General features: G+C 44.1%; 17 protein-coding genes. 8 read left to right on the top strand and 9 right to left on the bottom strand.

Translation table 11 applies throughout. The features are described from left to right. Positions 1 to 221: 221 nt before the first annotated feature. The 3 genes from ulaR to ZX61_RS17500 all read left to right on the top strand — a co-directional run bounded on the left by ulaR (position 222) and on the right by ZX61_RS17500 (position 3,559). A complete protein-coding gene (gene ulaR / locus ZX61_RS17510; RefSeq protein ID WP_049845884.1) occupies positions 222 to 977 on the top strand; it encodes an HTH-type transcriptional regulator UlaR in 756 nt (251 codons plus the stop codon). A gap of 115 nt (positions 978 to 1,092) precedes the next feature. Then, a complete protein-coding gene (gene ulaG / locus ZX61_RS17505; RefSeq protein WP_049845883.1) occupies positions 1,093 to 2,160 on the top strand; it encodes an L-ascorbate 6-phosphate lactonase in 1,068 nt (355 codons plus the stop codon). A gap of 151 nt (positions 2,161 to 2,311) precedes the next feature. Continuing rightward, positions 2,312 to 3,559: a leucine-rich repeat-containing protein kinase family protein gene (locus ZX61_RS17500; protein ID WP_049845882.1), complete on the top strand. Its 1,248-nt coding sequence runs from the start codon at positions 2,312 to 2,314 to the stop codon at positions 3,557 to 3,559. A 35-nt stretch (positions 3,560 to 3,594) separates the two neighbouring features. Here ZX61_RS17500 and ZX61_RS17495 read toward each other — a convergent pair whose 3' ends face one another. Continuing rightward, complete coding sequence (locus tag ZX61_RS17495; protein ID WP_049845881.1) at positions 3,595 to 3,942, bottom strand: winged helix-turn-helix transcriptional regulator; 348 nt, start codon at positions 3,940 to 3,942, stop codon at positions 3,595 to 3,597. 189 nt (positions 3,943 to 4,131) lie between these two features. Between ZX61_RS17495 and ZX61_RS17490 the strand changes: the two genes are divergently transcribed. Beyond that, positions 4,132 to 4,788 carry a cupin domain-containing protein gene (locus tag ZX61_RS17490; RefSeq protein ID WP_049845880.1) on the top strand — a complete coding sequence of 219 codons (657 nt, stop codon included), beginning with the start codon at positions 4,132 to 4,134 and terminating at the stop codon, positions 4,786 to 4,788. 47 nt (positions 4,789 to 4,835) lie between these two features. Here ZX61_RS17490 and ZX61_RS17485 read toward each other — a convergent pair whose 3' ends face one another. Both ZX61_RS17485 and ZX61_RS17480 read right to left on the bottom strand, forming a co-directional pair. Next, positions 4,836 to 5,567: a glucose 1-dehydrogenase gene (locus ZX61_RS17485; RefSeq protein ID WP_049845879.1), complete on the bottom strand. Its 732-nt coding sequence runs from the start codon at positions 5,565 to 5,567 to the stop codon at positions 4,836 to 4,838. A gap of 38 nt (positions 5,568 to 5,605) precedes the next feature. Continuing rightward, positions 5,606 to 6,511, bottom strand: coding sequence for a LysR family transcriptional regulator (locus ZX61_RS17480; RefSeq protein ID WP_049845878.1), 906 nt, complete (start codon positions 6,509 to 6,511; stop codon positions 5,606 to 5,608). A gap of 83 nt (positions 6,512 to 6,594) precedes the next feature. On the opposite strand from ZX61_RS17480, the gene ZX61_RS17475 reads away from it, so the two are divergent. After that, on the top strand, positions 6,595 to 6,831 hold the full coding sequence (locus tag ZX61_RS17475; protein WP_004746301.1) for a DUF2798 domain-containing protein: 237 nt from the start codon (positions 6,595 to 6,597) through the stop codon (positions 6,829 to 6,831). 57 nt (positions 6,832 to 6,888) lie between these two features. Here the strand turns inward: ZX61_RS17475 and ZX61_RS17470 are convergent, their stop codons facing one another. The 4 genes from ZX61_RS17470 to ZX61_RS17455 all read right to left on the bottom strand — a co-directional run bounded on the left by ZX61_RS17470 (position 6,889) and on the right by ZX61_RS17455 (position 9,635). Beyond that, complete coding sequence (locus ZX61_RS17470) at positions 6,889 to 8,121, bottom strand: lysozyme inhibitor LprI family protein (RefSeq protein WP_235431351.1); 1,233 nt, start codon at positions 8,119 to 8,121, stop codon at positions 6,889 to 6,891. A gap of 134 nt (positions 8,122 to 8,255) precedes the next feature. After that, entirely contained in the window at positions 8,256 to 8,972 is a 717-nt protein-coding gene (locus ZX61_RS17465; RefSeq protein WP_049845877.1) for a YebC/PmpR family DNA-binding transcriptional regulator, read from the bottom strand. Positions 8,973 to 9,064: 92 nt separating this feature from the next. Continuing rightward, on the bottom strand, positions 9,065 to 9,274 hold the full coding sequence (locus ZX61_RS17460) for a DUF3283 family protein (RefSeq protein WP_038202197.1): 210 nt from the start codon (positions 9,272 to 9,274) through the stop codon (positions 9,065 to 9,067). A gap of 163 nt (positions 9,275 to 9,437) precedes the next feature. After that, positions 9,438 to 9,635, bottom strand: a complete 198-nt coding sequence (locus ZX61_RS17455) for a PA3496 family putative envelope integrity protein (RefSeq protein WP_004746308.1) — start codon at positions 9,633 to 9,635, stop codon at positions 9,438 to 9,440. A gap of 358 nt (positions 9,636 to 9,993) precedes the next feature. On the opposite strand from ZX61_RS17455, the gene ZX61_RS17450 reads away from it, so the two are divergent. Genes ZX61_RS17450 through ZX61_RS17440 form a run of 3 tightly spaced genes read left to right on the top strand, consistent with a single transcriptional unit; the run spans position 9,994 to position 12,244 of the window. Continuing rightward, entirely contained in the window at positions 9,994 to 10,842 is an 849-nt protein-coding gene (locus tag ZX61_RS17450) for an ABC transporter ATP-binding protein (RefSeq protein WP_049845876.1), read from the top strand. After that, positions 10,839 to 11,771: an ATP-binding cassette domain-containing protein gene (locus tag ZX61_RS17445; RefSeq protein WP_049845875.1), complete on the top strand. Its 933-nt coding sequence runs from the start codon at positions 10,839 to 10,841 to the stop codon at positions 11,769 to 11,771. The genes ZX61_RS17450 and ZX61_RS17445 overlap by 4 nt, the downstream gene beginning before the upstream one ends. Next, a complete protein-coding gene (locus ZX61_RS17440; RefSeq protein ID WP_049845874.1) occupies positions 11,768 to 12,244 on the top strand; it encodes a hypothetical protein in 477 nt (158 codons plus the stop codon). The genes ZX61_RS17445 and ZX61_RS17440 overlap by 4 nt, the downstream gene beginning before the upstream one ends. Before the next feature lie 70 nt (positions 12,245 to 12,314). Here the strand turns inward: ZX61_RS17440 and ZX61_RS17435 are convergent, their stop codons facing one another. Both ZX61_RS17435 and ZX61_RS17430 read right to left on the bottom strand, forming a co-directional pair. Then, complete coding sequence (locus ZX61_RS17435; protein ID WP_049845873.1) at positions 12,315 to 13,871, bottom strand: alpha/beta fold hydrolase; 1,557 nt, start codon at positions 13,869 to 13,871, stop codon at positions 12,315 to 12,317. Positions 13,872 to 14,369: 498 nt separating this feature from the next. Further along, on the bottom strand, positions 14,370 to 16,340 hold the full coding sequence (locus ZX61_RS17430) for a replication initiator protein RctB domain-containing protein (protein ID WP_049845872.1): 1,971 nt from the start codon (positions 16,338 to 16,340) through the stop codon (positions 14,370 to 14,372). Between the last annotated feature and the right edge of the window lie 870 nt (positions 16,341 to 17,210).

Below are 17,210 nucleotides of genomic sequence, written 5' to 3'. Positions count from 1 at the left end.
TTTTGATTTTTATCAATTTTCACCTTAACCAATGGCTGTTTTTGGGCCACCGATCACACCAACAACCACCAAACATTTAATTATCAATGACTTACAATTAATTGTGATTTATGACATATTTTTGTTTCGTGCCCATTTGACAATCAAACTTATGATTATTAGAATCAAAATAAATCACAAGCAATCACCAAGTAATCACAACGCTTGAAAAGGTGATAAGAATGAACGAAGTACAAAGACACGACGGCATCTTGTCGTTATTAGAAGAAAATCGGACGATCAACGTCTCGCATATCATCAACAGCTTCAATGTCTCTCCTGCGACGGCTCGTCGCGACATTTCAAAGCTAGATGAGTTAGGCAAACTGCGTAAAGTTCGCAACGGTGCTGAGCGTATTGAGAGCCAAAAGAAAAAGTGGTCACCACTAAACATCAACAGTACTGAGCACTATGAAGAGAAGTCTCTTATAGCGTTACGCGCTGCTGATTTGTGTGACTCGGGTGATAGCGTAGTCATCAATTGTGGTTCAACCGCATTTTTACTTGGCCAAAAACTGTGTGGCCAAGATGTACAGATTGTCACCAATTACTTTCCATTGGCGAGCTATCTAATCAATGAGGATCATGACGATGTGATCATTATTGGTGGCCAATACAATAAAGCGCAAAACATCTTTCTTAACCCCGCACCTGATTCATTAGGAGGGTATGCGGGTAACTGGATGTTTACCTCAGGCAAAGGCTTAACTGAAGCGGGACTTTATAAAGCAGACATGCTTACCGCAGTAGCAGAGCAGCAAATGCTTGAGCAAATCGATAAGTTAGTCGTGGTCGTGGATAGTTCGAAAGTGGGCCAAAGAACAGGGATGGTTTTCTGCCCTGCGAGCAAGATTGATATCGTTATAACAGGCAAAGATGCCAACCCTGACGTTGTCAAAGCTATTGAAGCTCAAGGAACACAAGTCATTCTGGTTTAACGCCACCCATTAGATAAATAACACCATAAATAGCTCAGTGTCTTAATCTCATATTAAGACGCTTAGCTCCCTACACCCTAAATAAATCAAATATCGTGAAATTAAAGGTACTGTTATGAGCAAAGTGAATGAAATAACCCGTGAATCTTGGATCTTAAGCACTTTCCCTGAGTGGGGTACATGGCTAAACGAAGAGATCGAAAACACTGTAGTAGAACCAAATACATTCTCTATGTGGTGGTTAGGGTGTACTGGGATCTGGCTTAAAAGTGAAGGCAATACCAATATTTCGATCGACTTCTGGTGTGGTACTGGTAAGAAAACGCAAAAGAATGCGTTCATGAAAAACCAACACCAGATGATGCGTATGGGCGGTGTAGAAGCGCTTCAACCAAACTTGCGTACTGCAATTTTCCCACTTGACCCATTTGCGATCAAAGAGATCGATGCTGTACTCGCCTCTCATGATCACGCTGATCATATTGACGTCAACGTTGCCGCAGCGGTCCTACAGAACTGCCCCGAGCACGTTAAATTTATCGGCCCACAAGCTTGTGTCGATCTATGGATGGGCTGGGGGGTTCCTGAAGAGCGTTGTGTTGTAGCAAAAGTTGGGGATGTATTAGAAGTGGGTGACTTGAAGATCCGCGTTCTCGACTCATTTGACCGCACTGCACTGGTAACGCTTCCAGAAGGTACATCGTCATACGACAAAGAGATCTTGGATGGAATGGACAAACGTGCCGTCAACTACTTAATCGAAACAACTGGTGGTTCTGTTTATCACTCTGGTGACTCACACTACTCGAACTACTATGCATCACATGGTAACGAGTACCAAATTGATGTTGCATTACTTTCTTATGGTGAGAACCCTCGCGGTGTCACTGATAAAATGACTTCATCGGATATTCTTAGAGCGGCTGAGTCACTAGACTGTGAGGTCGTTATGCCATTTCACCACGACATCTGGGCCAACTTCCAAAATGACCCTCGAGAAATTGAAGTGCTATGGAACATGAAAAAAGATCGTCTTCAGTACAGCTTTGCTCCGTTCTTCTGGCAGGTTGGTGGTAAGTACACTTACCCAACAGACAAAGGACGTATGCATTATCAACATTTCCGTGGTTTCAAAGACATCTTTAAAAATGAACCAGAACTGCCATACAAGGCGTTTTTATAACCGTACCCATACCTGCCAAGCCGAGTGTTTATCCACTCGGCTTTTTTACTGTCGAACCTAATACCCACCTAACGCTCACCTCGCCTTTTGCTGCCAACCTGCGTAGAATACGCGCTCTTTTCCTATTCACGAGCAACTATAGGCAGTCAGTTTGCACACAGTAGAACAACTTAAAAGCGGAGAGCTTGCAGGCATTCAGCGTCTTCAACTTTCTGAACAATTAACCGAGTTACCACAAGAGATCTTAGCCTTGGCTGATACGTTGGAAATTCTCGATGTTTCAAACAACCTTTTAAGTGAACTGCCGGAGTGGCTCACTGAATTAAAGCAACTCAAGATAGTATTTGCTTCCAGCAACCGCTTTACTCACCTGCCTCTGGTTTTAGGTCGCTGTGACAAGCTTGAGATGGTCGGTTTTAAAAGTAACCAAATTGTTCGTGTCGCCGAAGAGTCATTGCCAGAGCAACTACGTTGGCTAATTCTGACTGATAACCAGATCGCTAAATTGCCAGAATCTTTGGGTTATCGCCCGCGCCTGCAAAAATTAGCCTTGGCAGGTAACAAACTGACATCACTACCCAACAGCTTTAGCCAGTTGCTCAACTTGGAGTTAGTACGCCTGTCTGCAAATCAACTTGAGTGCTTCCCTAGCGTACTACTTGAGCTTCCCAAATTGGCGTGGATGGCTTTTGCAGGCAACCCTTTCTGTGAAAGAACCAGTCTTGAAGAAAGTGTTCCACAAGTTGCTTCAAGCGCTTACAAGCTTAATCAGGTTTTAGGGCAAGGGGCTTCTGGGGTGATCTCTCACGCGGATTGGCTCGACGCCAATTTCGACTTCCCAGCCCATGTTGCGGTAAAAGTGTTTAAGGGAGACGTAACCAGTGATGGCTATCCTTGCGATGAGCTGCAAGCTTGCCTGCAAACAGGTCACCACAACAACCTTGTGAAATCTATCGCTCAAGTAAACGAGGACAATCACCTTGCCTTGGTAATGGAATTGATCCCAGATAGCTACTTTAATCTTGGTCTACCACCAACATTACAAACCTGTACACGAGATGTTTTTAAACAAGACTTCACTCTTTCGGTCAGTCAGATTGAAAAGATTGTTGAGCAAATGATGGGTGTGTTTAATCACCTACACGATAACAAGGTATGTCATGGTGACCTCTACGCGCACAATGTGTTGATCAATGAACAGGGTGAGATGATATTTGGCGATTTTGGCGCCGCATCAGTCTACGACTACTTAACCGAAACCCAACAACGCGGTATTAGAAAGGTTGAAGCTCGCGCTTTGGGGCACTTTATTGATGATCTACTCTCGGTGTGTAAGCCGATTGAGACACAAACTGCGACCTACAAAAGCTTAAAGAACCTCGCCCTAATCACTGGTTAATCAGCTTTACATAGAGCGCTAATGTGTCATGTCTATTAGCGCTCTATGTCACGCTCAATCTCTTGCTGAAGCGCTTCAAGCTGCTCAAGAACGGCGAGAAACTTCTCGCCAAAATCCGTCACCTGATATTCCACCCTTGGTGGCAACTCGTTGTAAACCACTTTATCTAGAATACCGAATTCTACGTTACGCTTTAGACATTGGTTTAGCACTTTAGTCGACAGCCCTTCAACACTACGCACCATTTCTCCAGGACGATTGATACCTGCAGCGAGCAATTGATAAACCGTTAGCGACCATTTACAGCCATAGATGGTTTCGACCATCCGAGCACTACTTTGAGGAGCGACTTTCCTCGAAAAATTTTTCTCTTTGTTATTCATAAAGATGCACCAATAAGTACCTACCTCACCAGTTAGTACTTACTATCTAACGCCTTAGTATATGGATAGTATAACCATTAACGAAATAACCAAAACGATAAGAAACTGAAATATTCTTATCTAAATAACCCCATTACTGGATGCCGATAACACTGCCTTCAATTGAACAGTAACGGGAAGGAGAAAAGTATGCTCAATATGAATTTTGCTGAGCGAGTCGTGATTGATACTCAGTCTATGCCTTGGATCGCCAGCCCTGCCCAAGGAGTTTGGCGTAAGCCACTCGAACGTGAGGAAGCGGAATCAGGCTATACGACAAGTATCGTGCGCTATGAAGCAGGTTCTCAGTTTATAACCCACCCTCACCCAATGGGTGAAGAGATCTTTGTGTTAGAGGGTGTGTTCTCCGATGAAAATGGCGATTACCCAGCAGGGACTTATTTACGTAACCCCCCGGGCAGTAGCCACGCTCCATTTAGCGACAAAGGCTGCGTTATCTTAGTCAAACTGAATCAATTTGATGCGCGCGATAATGCGACAGTTCGAGTCAATACAAATACACAACAGTGGCTTGCTGGGATTGGTGGACTCAAAGTGATGCCTCTACATAACTTTGAACATGAGCATGTTGCCCTAGTTAAATGGCCTGCCGGAGAAAGGTTTCAACCACATAAGCATTTTGGTGGTGAAGAGATCCTTGTTCTCAGTGGCAAATTCTCCGATGAACACGGGCAGTATCCAAAGGGCTGTTGGATACGCAGTCCGCATATGAGTGAGCACTTTCCTTACGTCGAACAAGAAACCGTTATACTAGTGAAGACAGGCCATTTGCCACTGGTGGTTTAACCCAATTTAAGGGCATCGACTTAGCGAATACCCTTGCTAGAAAGCGATTATCGCCCACCCGCTATATCAATAAAAGAGCCGGTGACGAACGACGCCTCATCAGACAATAACCAAGCAATAGAGTTCGCGACTTCCAATGCCGTTCCTCCGCGGCCTAGTGGAAGTTGTGGCCCAAGCCTATCTACTCGTCCTGGCTCCCCCCCATCGGCGTGCATTTCTGTGTAAATACAGCCTGGTCTGACACCATTAACACGGATATTTCGCGACGCAAGCTCAAGTGACAGCCCTTTGGTTAACGAGTCCATCGCGCCTTTAGAGGCCGCGTAGTCTACATATTCAAATGGCGCTCCTGTTCTTGATGCGGCAGAAGAGACGTTAACGATAGAGCCATTACTATCAAGCTGATTGATAAACGCCTTGCAGCACAAGAAGCAACTTATGACATTGGAGTCCATTACCTTCTTAAATCGTTCTAGGTCAATCTCACTCAAGGTTGATTGAGTAAACAGAACACCTGCATTGTTCACCAAGTGAGTGACCGTGCCATAGCGCTGAGTAACTTGAGCAAACATAGCTTCAACTTGCGCTTGGTCTGAAACATCAGCCTGAATCGCGAGTGCCTCTCCGCCCGAGGAAACAATCTGCTCAACCACTTGCTCGGCGCGCTGGTGGTTTTTAAGATAATTGACCGCGACAGCATAGCCTTGGCTTGCAAGAAGTTTTGCGGTTTCAGCGCCAATTCCCCTACCCGCTCCCGTTACAATAACCACTTTATCCATTTGATTTCCTTTACTCTTCAATTCCAATTGAGGTGACTTTACAGTGTAAAATCCGTTGGCTCTTGCATCTTCTCTACGCCAGCCATTAAACGCTCTACCAACAAACTCAGCGCCTTAGGTTGATAGCGCCTTTGCTTATAAACCAAGTAGGCTTGTCTAACACTTCGTTGATACTGAGGCAATACCCTAACTAAGTTCATCCCTTTATGTACATGTCTGAAAGGCAACGACGCCACGCCTAAACCTTTCTCTACAGCGCCACATACCGCCAAAATATCATTCACGATCAGCTTAGGCTTCACGCTCATCACATCAACCAGATGCTCTTGCTCATACACGGAAATGTCTAGAGCATGATCAACGCTGACCCAGTCAAGCTGACTCAAAGAGGCAAGATCGTTAACCTCCCCTACTTTGGTTAAGTATTCAGGACTGGAAAAGAAGGCATGGCGAGCTTTAAATAAAGGTCTGGCGATCATGTCATTCATCTCTGCCAAGTCGAAGGTGATCAACAAATCTCGGTCAGTCTGTGGGACTGCTTGCTCTTGGCTAAGTACCAGATCGAGCGATACTTTAGGGTGATCAGCCAAAAACTGCTCGACAACCTCTCCCACAAAGGCTCGATAAAAGTTGTGCGGAATAGCGAGCTTTATCTTGCCCGACACTTCCTGCGTATCAGAAAGCATTTGTCCGAAGCCAGATTCGACCGATTCCATGCCACTTCTAAGCAGCTCAAAGGCTTCTGAGCCACTTTGTGTTGCAACGAGCTCTCTGCCCTTCTTTTCCAATAATCGCGTATTGAGGCGCTGTTCAAGCGCAGATAAGCGGCGTGACATGGTCGAAACAGGAAGCTGAAGCTTTTTGGAGGCCGACAACAGCGATCCTTCTTCCACCACACTACAAAACAAATAGAGATCATCCATGTTTCCAAATATGGAATTCATACTTCTATACCTGCTTATTTTTTTCACTATTGGATAGTTATATCCTTAAATACATCAGAACAACAACAACAAGAGGAGAATTTATGAGCCGCAAACATTTTTGGATTTCCGCCCTACTTTCGTCTTTGACCATGGCCATCATAATGTCCGGATTGATTTCGGGCTATAAATTGGGCTTTAGTAACGAGTGGCCAGCGATTTGGCTAGATAGCTTTCTTCTGGCATGGCCGGCAGCTCTAACACTTAACTTGACTGTCTTACCGCAAATTAGAAAGTTGTCTAACTGGTTGGCAGGCGCGAACGCAGTATCGCAGGCTTAAAGCGTTTAAAAAACAAAAAGGGGACCTCACGTCCCCTTGTCATATTTGTTCGTACCATTATGGCGTGATAATACCTTGCAACTCTCGCTCTCTTTGAGCCGTTATCCAGTTGAGGCATTGCTCTTTTAACGTTGAGTCAACTAACGCGATCAAGCGGCATGTCGCATCGCGATGCTTGATCCACTGTCTTTGTACTTCTCTCACATCATCAGCTTCTGGTTTTGGCATCGCATAGTCTTCAGATGGCAGTTTAAGCTGATTCATCACCTTTTTATAAGTAGCGTTGAGCTGACTATCGGTTTTAGCGAGCGAATTTGAAACGGGCTCTATACCGCCTTGAATAGCTTTATCTAGCATAGAAAGGTAAAGATCCTTCTGCTCTTGAATCGAGCTTATTATCCAAGCAGTACGCCCCGTTCCACCATGCATTTCTTCTTGCTGCGCTTTGAGCGTGACAAAGTCTTCCATCTCTTTGTAGGCACGTTCCAAAAGAGCATGGCTTTCCCCTGGCAGCTTTTCTGTTAATGAAGCTATCTCACTCTGACGACGTTTCTCCTGCTCTACGGCATCCCTATCAGCGCAATAGCCAGCCCCAGATCCACTAGTCACATACTGACATAGATTAAAAGGCACGACCTGATCATTTTTCCAATGCTGATAATAGTCTGTCACCGCATACGACAACTCTGCTGGGACCTCTCCTCCACGGGTGATCAGCCAAAAGATAAGTTCAGGGTCTGGGTTACCAAAAACCCCCCCCTTCTTAGAGGCTTGTTCTGCAAGTTCCCACACGTCATAGAAGGGCCAATCGCCATCTTCATCCTTTACTTGGTATATATCGAAAAAGGCATCACTATCTCGCTCAGGAACTTCAGCCGCATAAGTAAGAACTTGGACGGTACGATCTTCATCATAAAGAGATAAGTTCGGGTTGTGTTGTTTCGCTTTGTGGTAGGTAGCAAGTGCGTTTTTGGGATCGGACATTTTGATGCTACCCGCGCGAAAAAACACCTTATCGAGATAGTATTCAAGGGCCTGTTGATGACCTTGCTCAGCGGCTTGCTGCAAATGGTAGACACTCTCTTCATCCGGTAAAATGTATTGGTAAGCAAGTCTAAAGTGCGCTTCGGCATTGCCGTGTTCAGCCGCCTGAGTAAACAAAGTCTGTGCTTGTTTTTTATCGCCTGCTTCATAGAGCTGCTGTGCTTTCGTCACGAAATCCAGCTCGGTTGAAACAGCGGAAAAAGCTATGCTGCAAGCCAAGATAATAGGAAGAAATTTGGTCATCATTGGTCCATCAATAACAAAATAAGCAGAGTGAATCCTCTTTCGAGTTTGGTATCAGCTCTATTATTAACACGCGAAAACGAAAAAAGGGATCGAATCGATCCCTTTTGGTTTATCTGATGTTCAGCGCTTAGCGATTACAGCTCAGCGTTGTGGTACACCTGCTGCACGTCATCACAGTCATCAAGAAGGTCTAAGAACTTCTGGAATTTCTCTGCATCTTCACCCGCAACTGGCGTGTGAGTTTGAGGTACGAAAGTGATCTCTTCTACATCAAGAGTCAGGTCTGGGAACGCACCGTTTAGAGCAGTCTTAGTTTTGAAGAACTCAGTGTGAGGAGCGAATACCGTAATGACACCATCTTCAAGTTCAACGTCTGTCACGTCTACGTCTTCCATCATCAGCGTCTCTAGGATGATTTCATCATCATCGCCTTTGAACTGGAATACTGCTTGGTGATCAAACATGTGTGAAACAGAACCTTCAACACCAATTTTCGCACCTGTTTTAACGAAACATTGGCGTACATCTTGGAAAGTACGGTTACCGTTGTCAGTTAGGCAATCAACGATGACGCTTGTGCCGCCAGGACCAAAGCCTTCGTAGCGTGCAGGGACGTAGTCTTCACCACCACCACCAGTCGCTTTATCAATCGCTTTGTCGATAACGTGTGCAGGAACTTGGTCTTTTTTCGCTTTTGCGATCAGGTGCTTAAGAGACAAGTTCATGTCTGGATCTGCACCGCCATTTTTCGCGCACATGTAAATTTCTTTACCGTATTTGGAATAAACTTTAATTTTTGCGCCAGCAGTTTTAGCCATTGAGGCTTTGCGCACTTCAAAACTTCTTCCCATCGGGATGTTCTCTCTAATTCAATTTAACGCGAAGGATTTTAGCAAAAAGCGAGCACATTTCAATTTCTCGCCTTGCAGAGAAAATGGTTACGTTACGCGACGCCCATTACTCGCTTATATTTAGCTACAGACTCTAGGAATGAAGCCTTTTCTTCTTCATCGGCAATTTTGGCTGCCTCCTGATCAATCTCATCAGGCACAGCTTTCGCTTCACGAAGCTTCCAAACTAAAAAAGAAGCTTGCTTATCAAGTTCAATCTTGTTTTTTTCGCTTGCGGGGAGAGTTGACAGGTTTATCGACATAGCAAAATTTAAATCTGTAAAAATATGGGGAGGGAATATACCACACCCAAAGCGAATGTAGCGAGGAATTGCAGTGGGAGTGAAGGGTTAGATCAAAAAACTCTCAAAAACAAAGGGTGGCTTTCCTGTGCCACCCTTAGGTAATCGCATATGTGTGTCACAACTAGTGCAAAATGCCTAGTTCCTTTGCCTCTTCGATAGTTAACCCACTCTCACGAATCTCTTTTAATGCTTCGATACGACGACGAGCTTCGGCAGATTTGGCACCCTTAGTCGGCTTTTGTGACTCTACTTCTTCCGTGAAGTCCCACTTGCCAGCAATTTTACTCATTTCATCATGGTCAATAGAATTAATGGACATAATAACCTCCGAACAAACCATGCTAGGGACAACTAATCTGTAGCAAAACCACTCGCCCCTTGTTAAGAATTTTAGCTCCATAATGTGATTGTGCTAATAGTTCAGAAACTCTTACTGTTTTTTGTATAAATAAGTTTTGCGCCGACGGTTTTAGCGCAGTACATTTAGAGGATTACCCCTACAAAAATGAAGGCGATCCGAGTCTCACTTTTAGCCTTGCTTGTTCCTCTTCTTCATATAGCTCTGCCTATAATCCGAGCGCTTTTTCGAGTCACTTCACCCTTTTTGCTTATCCTTCTTTTCTCTTACAAAATAAGTGTTAATGATAATCATTACCTTTTATGTTTTGAGTAAGATTATGAGTGAACTAGCTAAGGCGCATGCCTTTCATGCTGACCCGATCATCAAGATTCGGGATTTATGTATCGACTACATTACCGACACCGGCGACTTCAACGCAGTGAAGTCTGTCAGTTTTGACATAGGCAAAGGTGAAATATTTGGCCTTGCCGGCGAATCAGGCTGTGGTAAAAGCACCATCGCTTTTGCGATTAATCGTCTACATAAGCCACCTGCGTTTATCTCTGGCGGTGAAATTCATTTCGAGGGGCAAGACCTACTTAGGCTATCCGATAAAGATCTCGGTGCTATCCGCTGGAGCGAAATTGCCATGGTCTTTCAAAGTGCCATGAACTCACTTAATCCCGTGCTGCCAATTCAAGAGCAATTTGCCGATGTACTGCGCCACCATAGAGGCATGAGTGAGGAACAAGCCAAAGATCGCGCGGAAAAGCTACTTGATTTAGTCAATATTCCTCGTCAGCGACTCACTGAGTATCCTCACCAGTTCAGTGGTGGTATGAGACAGCGATTAGTCATCGCGATTGCTCTATCGCTCAATCCAAAGCTGATCATTATGGATGAGCCGACTACGGCGCTCGATGTGGTGGTCCAACGCGAAATATTGCAGCAAATCTATCAACTACGTGAAGAGTTTGGGTTCTCGGTTCTGTTTATTACTCACGATTTAGCTCTGATGAGCCAATTGTGCGACCGCATTGCCATCATGCGTCATGGCGAAATTGTCGAGGTTAATCAGTCTAAGCAAATTCGCAACAACCCTCAGCACCCATACACGCAAAAACTATGGGCCTCATTCCCGAACATTCACGGAGGTAAACATCAACAGCAAGGAGCCCTCGCATGAGCCAACCCATCATTCAACTTAACAATGTGGTTAAAGAGTTCACTATTGGCGGAGGATTTGCGTCTGTTGAGCGATTTAAAGCCCTGCAAGGGATAACCCTCAACTTGCATAAAGGCCGTACCTTAGCGCTGGTTGGGGAATCTGGCTGCGGTAAGAGTACTTGCGCACGCTTGATCACTAAGGTTTATCCAACCACCTCAGGCGAGATCCTGTTTAACGGTAAAAACATCGATGAAATCACCAGTAAGAAAGAGCTGCTAGATTATCGCAGCAAGGTGCAAATGGTGTTTCAAGACCCATTTGGCTCGTTAAATCCAACCCAAACCATTGAGCACCATTTAACTCGTCCACTTAAGATACACAAACAAGTGGCAAACAAAGCCGATATTCCCGCTAGGCTGAAGGAGCTGATCGAGTTAGTGGAACTCGCTCCTGATACATTAGACAAGTACCCACATGAACTAAGCGGTGGCCAAAGACAAAGGGTGAACCTGGCAAGAGCACTCGCGGTGGGCGCAGAGGTAATACTTGCTGATGAACCGACCTCTATGCTGGATGTCTCTATTCGTCTAGGTGTCCTCAACCTGATGCAACGAATGAAGAAAGAGCTCGGTATTGGCTTTTTGTACATTACCCACGACCTTGCGACCGCGCACTACATTGCCGAAGAAACGGCCGTTATGTATAAGGGGCAGATTGTTGAATGGGGTGATACTCAAGCGATCTTAACCGATCCGCAGCATCCATACACCAAGCTACTGATCTCTGCGGTCCCCGACCCCGATCTGCCATTTGGTCAATTAGTGGAAAATGAACCAAACTATTCTTTAGATGCCGATCAGATCCGTGAGCAAAGTGCGATTGTTAAAGAAGGGTTTGATCAAGTCGGACCAAATCACTTTGTAAAACATTGGGTTAAGGCAGCATGAGTCCATTAGATACGTGGGTAGAACAGATCGGGATCTGGTATCAACACCGAAAACATGATCAAGGTAATAATCTTGAATCATTGATCCTGTCGCCTCCAGAGCAAATTTGGGGGCCGTTAATTTCTGATCAACAGAGTAAAGCGATTGCCTGTTGGTTAGATGGTTGCCTGCGTATCTTTAATCATGCTCGTTACGACGCGCCTGATAAAGCGTACCAGTTTCTACAGCTGGCCTATAGCAAACTGCAAAATGTGGTTTCGAATCCGGCCAGTGAGCTAGAACTAAAAGATTGGTGTATGAAGCGCATGCAGCACCTGACAGTATTAAGCTTGGAGTTCTGCAATCAACAAAGTCATTGCAGCTGGCAGGAAGAATCTCATCAGTTGATCGATGCCCATGTTCAGTTTATGGCAGCCCATGCTTGGAATGAATCTCGGAACAATGATCAAGGAACTTCGATTGCTCCTCATTAACATCTGCCAGCCACCCAAATGCGCCCTCATATCGGTCTAAAATATGAGGGCACGGCTTGGGCCTTATAAGTTAGATATCAATATCCGCCACATACTTAAAGTCAGAAGTATTTAGGCATGTCCTATCTAAGCTACGCATATTCTCAGGCTCATTGATCGAACTAAGAATCAAATTTTTCAGGCAAGGTACCCCATCTTGGGCATCAGTCAAAATTCCATGAGAACCTTGATCGTAGGTCAAACTAAGCATGTTCGAGAATTTCTTAGCAGAAATATCAGCCAGTGCAGGTGGTGTAATACCGTCATTCGCACCATTGAGAATGAGTACGGGATAATCCACCTTCTCCATAGAAACGTAAGAGCTACTAGATACAGGCTCAACATTCATGGCTTGGCATGCTTCAAGTGTCAACCCATAATGAGTACTATTATCTATTGCTTTTTGTACATCCGCCCCCCACTTTGCTCGACTCTCATGATGGCTTGAATAGTACTTCTGTTTAACAGGTTCTTCAGAACAAATATTTGCCAACCCCATGGCAGCAAATTGGCTTGGATTGGTGGGGTCATAAGCCTTGGCCTTATGAGCAATCAATACGTCTAACCCAGATTCTATTTGTGCTTTGGTTAATTTCATTAATTCAACTGGGTTGAATGCACCATCTGCCGGTTTACTGTCATCGCGAAGCATACTTGTCGTGGTCAAGTAACTAACAAAAAAATCATGGTATTTCTCATCAATCTGAGCAAATTTTGTATTTAGGTCCGATTTAAATTTCGCTTCATCGCAGTACCCAGTGCTACGTGAGCACACTTCTAGAATCCTGTCTAGCGCTGCATAGTTTGACCAGGGCATATCCTTAATACCATTCATTTCGATAGGAAAAACACCGTCTAATACCATCATTTGAATTGCATTGGATGTCTGATACCCTGCATTAATCTGCTTTTGCTCTTCACGCGCCATTGTCATGGCTAGACGTGTTCCGTATGACACACCATAAAGCTTCCACCCACCCTCTATTTCTTTAACTTCAGAGAGCTTCTTCTCTAGCAATAGTAAGTCTAACGCATTGTTTACATTTGTATATTGGTTCAAATTCACGCCATCGTTGACATGTTTGTCCTTGCAATCTTTAATCTGTTGAGCGGTACCAGAATCTTCAAATTCGCAACTCAAAGAGGGAGTGGAATACCCGGTACCGCGTTGATCGACAAAGTAAATGTCATGGTTGGCCGATAGAACGGAAAAACCATTATTACTATATTGAGCCCTATCAATGGACATGCCGCCCGGCCCACCATTGAGGTACAAAAATGCACCTTTCTTTGGGCCCTGAGAAAGGGTTTTGGCAACTGCAACTTTAATTTTTTTACCTTCAGGTTGCGTATAGTCTTCCGGCACCTCTAGAAGCCAGCAACTATCAACGGTATTTGGCTGAACATAGTTCTTGCCAACCAATTGCAGCTGATTACATTGTACCGTCTGCAGTTGAGCCGACACATTTGATAGCGTTGATAAGTTCACTAGGCTATTACTGGTTACTGGTGGAGTACTTCCTCCATCGCCGCCCCCACATCCAGCTAGCGCTGTCGCAATCGTTAGTACTGCTACTTTTCTATTCATTTACGAAACATCTCCACCAAAAAATAATTAGCGGAGCGTACTATCGATTTTCACAATAAAACATGAAAGGAATGGTCTTGATAATTGCGCCTTTTTTCTTTTAAGAAGCGACAAAAGGATTGCTGGAAATAAAGACGGAACGATGATCAAGGGTAACTACCTTGATCATCGTTGCGGAATGAGTATGTAGTTCACTGAATTTTAGGCAAAAAAAAAGCGAGCTCGGAGAACTCGCAAAATATTCAGAATGAATGTAACAATATGAGCCAATCTATCAGGGATAATCCTATCCCTCATTCATCAGAAAGGACAAAAGGTTGTCTATTCGGGATAGATATTATCCAACCGCCACCCGGCCTATGTCAGTTCATTGTCAGGGGAATGTAGTAGCTTTGTTTTATGGTGCGAAAAATGTTACGAGTTGTATATCAAAGTTAGTAAACGCAAAAAAGCCAGCGATTAAGATGCTGGCTTTAGTAGATTGAATCTTGTCTTGTGTTACACAGCCACCTCGTCGAGGGCTCTGAAAACACTTTCATCTAGATGCCCTTCAAAAACTTGTTTACACACCTTACGACGCACAGCTAGGCCTGCAATCAAGCGTTCGATAGACAAATGCTTATTCTCACTTTGGCTATTATAAAGTTCAACCATCTTACTCAACGTCTCATAGGGAATAGCTTGGTCACCGACACGTAAGTAATCTAGCTTGTCAATCAACTCCAGACACTCTTCTTGGATTGAGCTATGGGAATGCCCTGTCATAGCAGCTAAAGCCGATATAGAGCGTTCTAGAGCCTCTGAAGAGGTATATTTAGATAGAGTAATGGTGATCTCATCGGCATTGATCTCTACTAGGTGCTTGCGCTGTTTAACTCGGCGTCCAAGTTTGCCACGTGGCGCGCGCTCTTTGCGCTGGATGGGTTCAAACTCACCATCAATAATTTGTGACATCTCTTCGAGTTGCTGCTTCGACACCATTTCATTACGAAGCGGGTTCGGAAGCGTCGGTGCCATATTACGCTTGCCCGCATTGGTGGTACGTGCTCGCGAGTAACGCAGCACTTCTTCCGCATCACACTTAATATCAAACTGATAGTCTTTCACTTTGCCATTCTCGATCATGGTAGAGATCGTTAAGTGATAACCCCAAAGATTAACCAAGAATAGATCTTCTGTGCCCTTCTCTTCTGAGAGCTTTTTCAGCTCACGGATCAGATCCATCGAAAAACGACGCCATTCGATATTTCGCGCCAACTTTTGGTTCAGCTCACTCAATAGCATGGTATCCGCGTGACGGCGCGACATACGGGTACGAAAGTAACTGTACAACTGAAATACCAAGGTATGTTGTTTTAAAATTTCCGGTGGAAACAAGAAGAAATAGTCGCGTGTCAGTAGCTCATCATAAAACGATGGTTCCCAAACAAGGATGTATAGGTTCGGTTTAATGCGTATTTCGCCGTCAGCGCCCTCTGTAGGCGCTTCTTCCGATGCAGTGATGGTACGGGCCAAAAATCTAAAACGATCGCTCTTGAAGCCTTCTGGCATATTTTCACTTAACCAACGACCTGTTAGCTCATGTAACTGAAAATCCGTAAACTCGATCCGGTCAATACTATCGCGAATAGAGTCTCGTGCTGGCCCACTATCCTTTTTACCACGCAGAGAAAGAATATCGGTAATGTACAATGGCGTTTTATTTGGTACATGAGTCCCATCAAGCTGGTACTGATGCTGGTGGTGCTCATGGTACTGAACCGTCAGAGTGAACAACGCAAACAAGGTCATCAGATCGTCCACCGTCATAATATTTTTTGACGATCGTGTCTCGATCACAGCGCGAGTTCCAGAGATCGAAACCATGCTTTTCTGATAACTTTTACGAGTGCGTGGTGGCGCAAGTGCTTGATCTATAATACCTGCCCAGTTGGTTGGTGAAACAACAAACTGATCAGCTTCATCTTTCATCGCTGGTGGTGTATTAAGCCCATGCTCGTTTAATAATCGTTTATTAACTTGAGTTTGCGCCAGAGCTTTTGAGCGTTTCTGTTTCTCGGTTTGTTTGACGGACTCTGTAACCAGACTCGTTGCACCTAAAACGGAGATTAGCTGATTGGGGTTCACGAAACGGTGCAGCATGGTTTTCCCAGCCAGACCTTCTTCAAATCGAACAGGAACCTGTTGAAATAACCCAATATTGACGGCTGCGCGTAACCTTTGCTGGATAGCTGCGCGGGTTACTTGACCATCAGTGGCATCAATCAGTTCAGTTGTAGAAACTAATCCATCTTTGCTGCTAAAACCTCTTAAGGAGATGAGATTAAGAAGTTCGACGATACTTTTCGTAACGCCTTTGAAGTGTTGGTACTGTTCTATCCAATTAACAGCAACTTCAGATACTTCAAATAAGTGTCCATCTTTGTGGCTTCTTGGCGCTTTTATCAGTAGTTTTTCGTCTGAGCTCATTATTAGATCCGTGTCACACTAGCCGTAATATCGCTATAGTTCCGAAAGAATAAAGAAAAAAAGATCATAAATAAAGAAAAAATTATTGCTTTTAAATAACTGATCTTTTTGATTAATCTGATCTTAATTGATTATATGATCTATTGATCTGAGCACTAACTTGCCCGTAACTTATTGTAATTAAATGTGTTTTAAAAAATGACTTAGAAAGCATGATCATGGATTGTCCGAAAGCATGATCAGTAAGTGTTTGAAAGCATGATCAAATATTATTAGAACGATGATCATCATTGGTTCGAATCAATGATCAATATGATTATGAAAGCATGATCATCATCCCTACACACTTTATCCACAGCCAGAAGAATAACTATTTAGTTCCAATGGGGAAATCCTCTTTTTCTCCCGCTTACTTTTACGAAACGATGATCAAGGTGAGCGAGATTGTGAGCCTGATTGAACGCTATTTATACGATATCGTTAGTTGAACAACAATCTACATCGCTAAGTCTCATTCATCTACTGATAAATAGTTTTCTGAAAGCATGATCAAGAAATCTGCGCTGTATTTGTTATTGTTTCACTTGTCATTCAACAATCCGCTAGTGCTGGGCTTAATTGAGTCCTAACTCTTACTTCATCTGTATTTCTCCGTAAGTTGACGCTATTTTTTCATGCTTCCGAGCTTCTATTACACTTGATCATTGTTCCGTAATTTGATCATTCCAATGGGATCACTAGTGAGTACATTTTCTGCTTCGATTATCCTTGATCATCGTTCCTAATTGGTCGCAAATCCCTGAAAGCATGATCACCAAGGCTTCCTTGATCATTGTTCCTATACCTTTGTATACCTCAATAGGCGTTCGC

It is taken from the genome of Vibrio sp. VPAP30, from assembly GCF_001188205.1.
GTDB classification, from domain to species: Bacteria; Pseudomonadota; Gammaproteobacteria; order Enterobacterales; family Vibrionaceae; genus Vibrio; species Vibrio bivalvicida.
Note: the sequence above shows the minus strand (reverse complement) of the source record. Positions and strands in the feature narration are given on the sequence as shown.

Bases quoted from the DNA above. Each gene is read 5' to 3' on its own strand.
- ZX61_RS17485 (WP_049845879.1), bottom strand. From the start codon at position 5,567: ATGGATAAAGTGGTTATTGTAACGGGAGCGGGTAGGGGAATTGGCGCT.
- ZX61_RS17480 (WP_049845878.1), bottom strand. From the start codon at position 6,511: ATGAATTCCATATTTGGAAACATGGATGATCTCTATTTGTTTTGTAGT.
- ZX61_RS17440 (WP_049845874.1), top strand. From the start codon at position 11,768: ATGAGTCCATTAGATACGTGGGTAGAACAGATCGGGATCTGGTATCAA.
- ZX61_RS17455 (WP_004746308.1), bottom strand. From the start codon at position 9,635: ATGTCCATTAATTCTATTGACCATGATGAAATGAGTAAAATTGCTGGC.
- ZX61_RS17435 (WP_049845873.1), bottom strand. From the start codon at position 13,871: ATGAATAGAAAAGTAGCAGTACTAACGATTGCGACAGCGCTAGCTGGA.
- ZX61_RS17460 (WP_038202197.1), bottom strand. From the start codon at position 9,274: ATGTCGATAAACCTGTCAACTCTCCCCGCAAGCGAAAAAAACAAGATT.
- ZX61_RS17475 (WP_004746301.1), top strand. From the start codon at position 6,595: ATGAGCCGCAAACATTTTTGGATTTCCGCCCTACTTTCGTCTTTGACC.
- ulaG (WP_049845883.1), top strand. From the start codon at position 1,093: ATGAGCAAAGTGAATGAAATAACCCGTGAATCTTGGATCTTAAGCACT.
- ZX61_RS17495 (WP_049845881.1), bottom strand. From the start codon at position 3,942: ATGAATAACAAAGAGAAAAATTTTTCGAGGAAAGTCGCTCCTCAAAGT.
- ZX61_RS17445 (WP_049845875.1), top strand. From the start codon at position 10,839: ATGAGCCAACCCATCATTCAACTTAACAATGTGGTTAAAGAGTTCACT.
- ZX61_RS17490 (WP_049845880.1), top strand. From the start codon at position 4,132: ATGCTCAATATGAATTTTGCTGAGCGAGTCGTGATTGATACTCAGTCT.
- ZX61_RS17450 (WP_049845876.1), top strand. From the start codon at position 9,994: ATGAGTGAACTAGCTAAGGCGCATGCCTTTCATGCTGACCCGATCATC.
- ZX61_RS17430 (WP_049845872.1), bottom strand. From the start codon at position 16,340: ATGAGCTCAGACGAAAAACTACTGATAAAAGCGCCAAGAAGCCACAAA.
- ZX61_RS17465 (WP_049845877.1), bottom strand. From the start codon at position 8,972: ATGGGAAGAAGTTTTGAAGTGCGCAAAGCCTCAATGGCTAAAACTGCT.
- ZX61_RS17470 (WP_235431351.1), bottom strand. From the start codon at position 8,121: ATGATGACCAAATTTCTTCCTATTATCTTGGCTTGCAGCATAGCTTTT.
- ulaR (WP_049845884.1), top strand. From the start codon at position 222: ATGAACGAAGTACAAAGACACGACGGCATCTTGTCGTTATTAGAAGAA.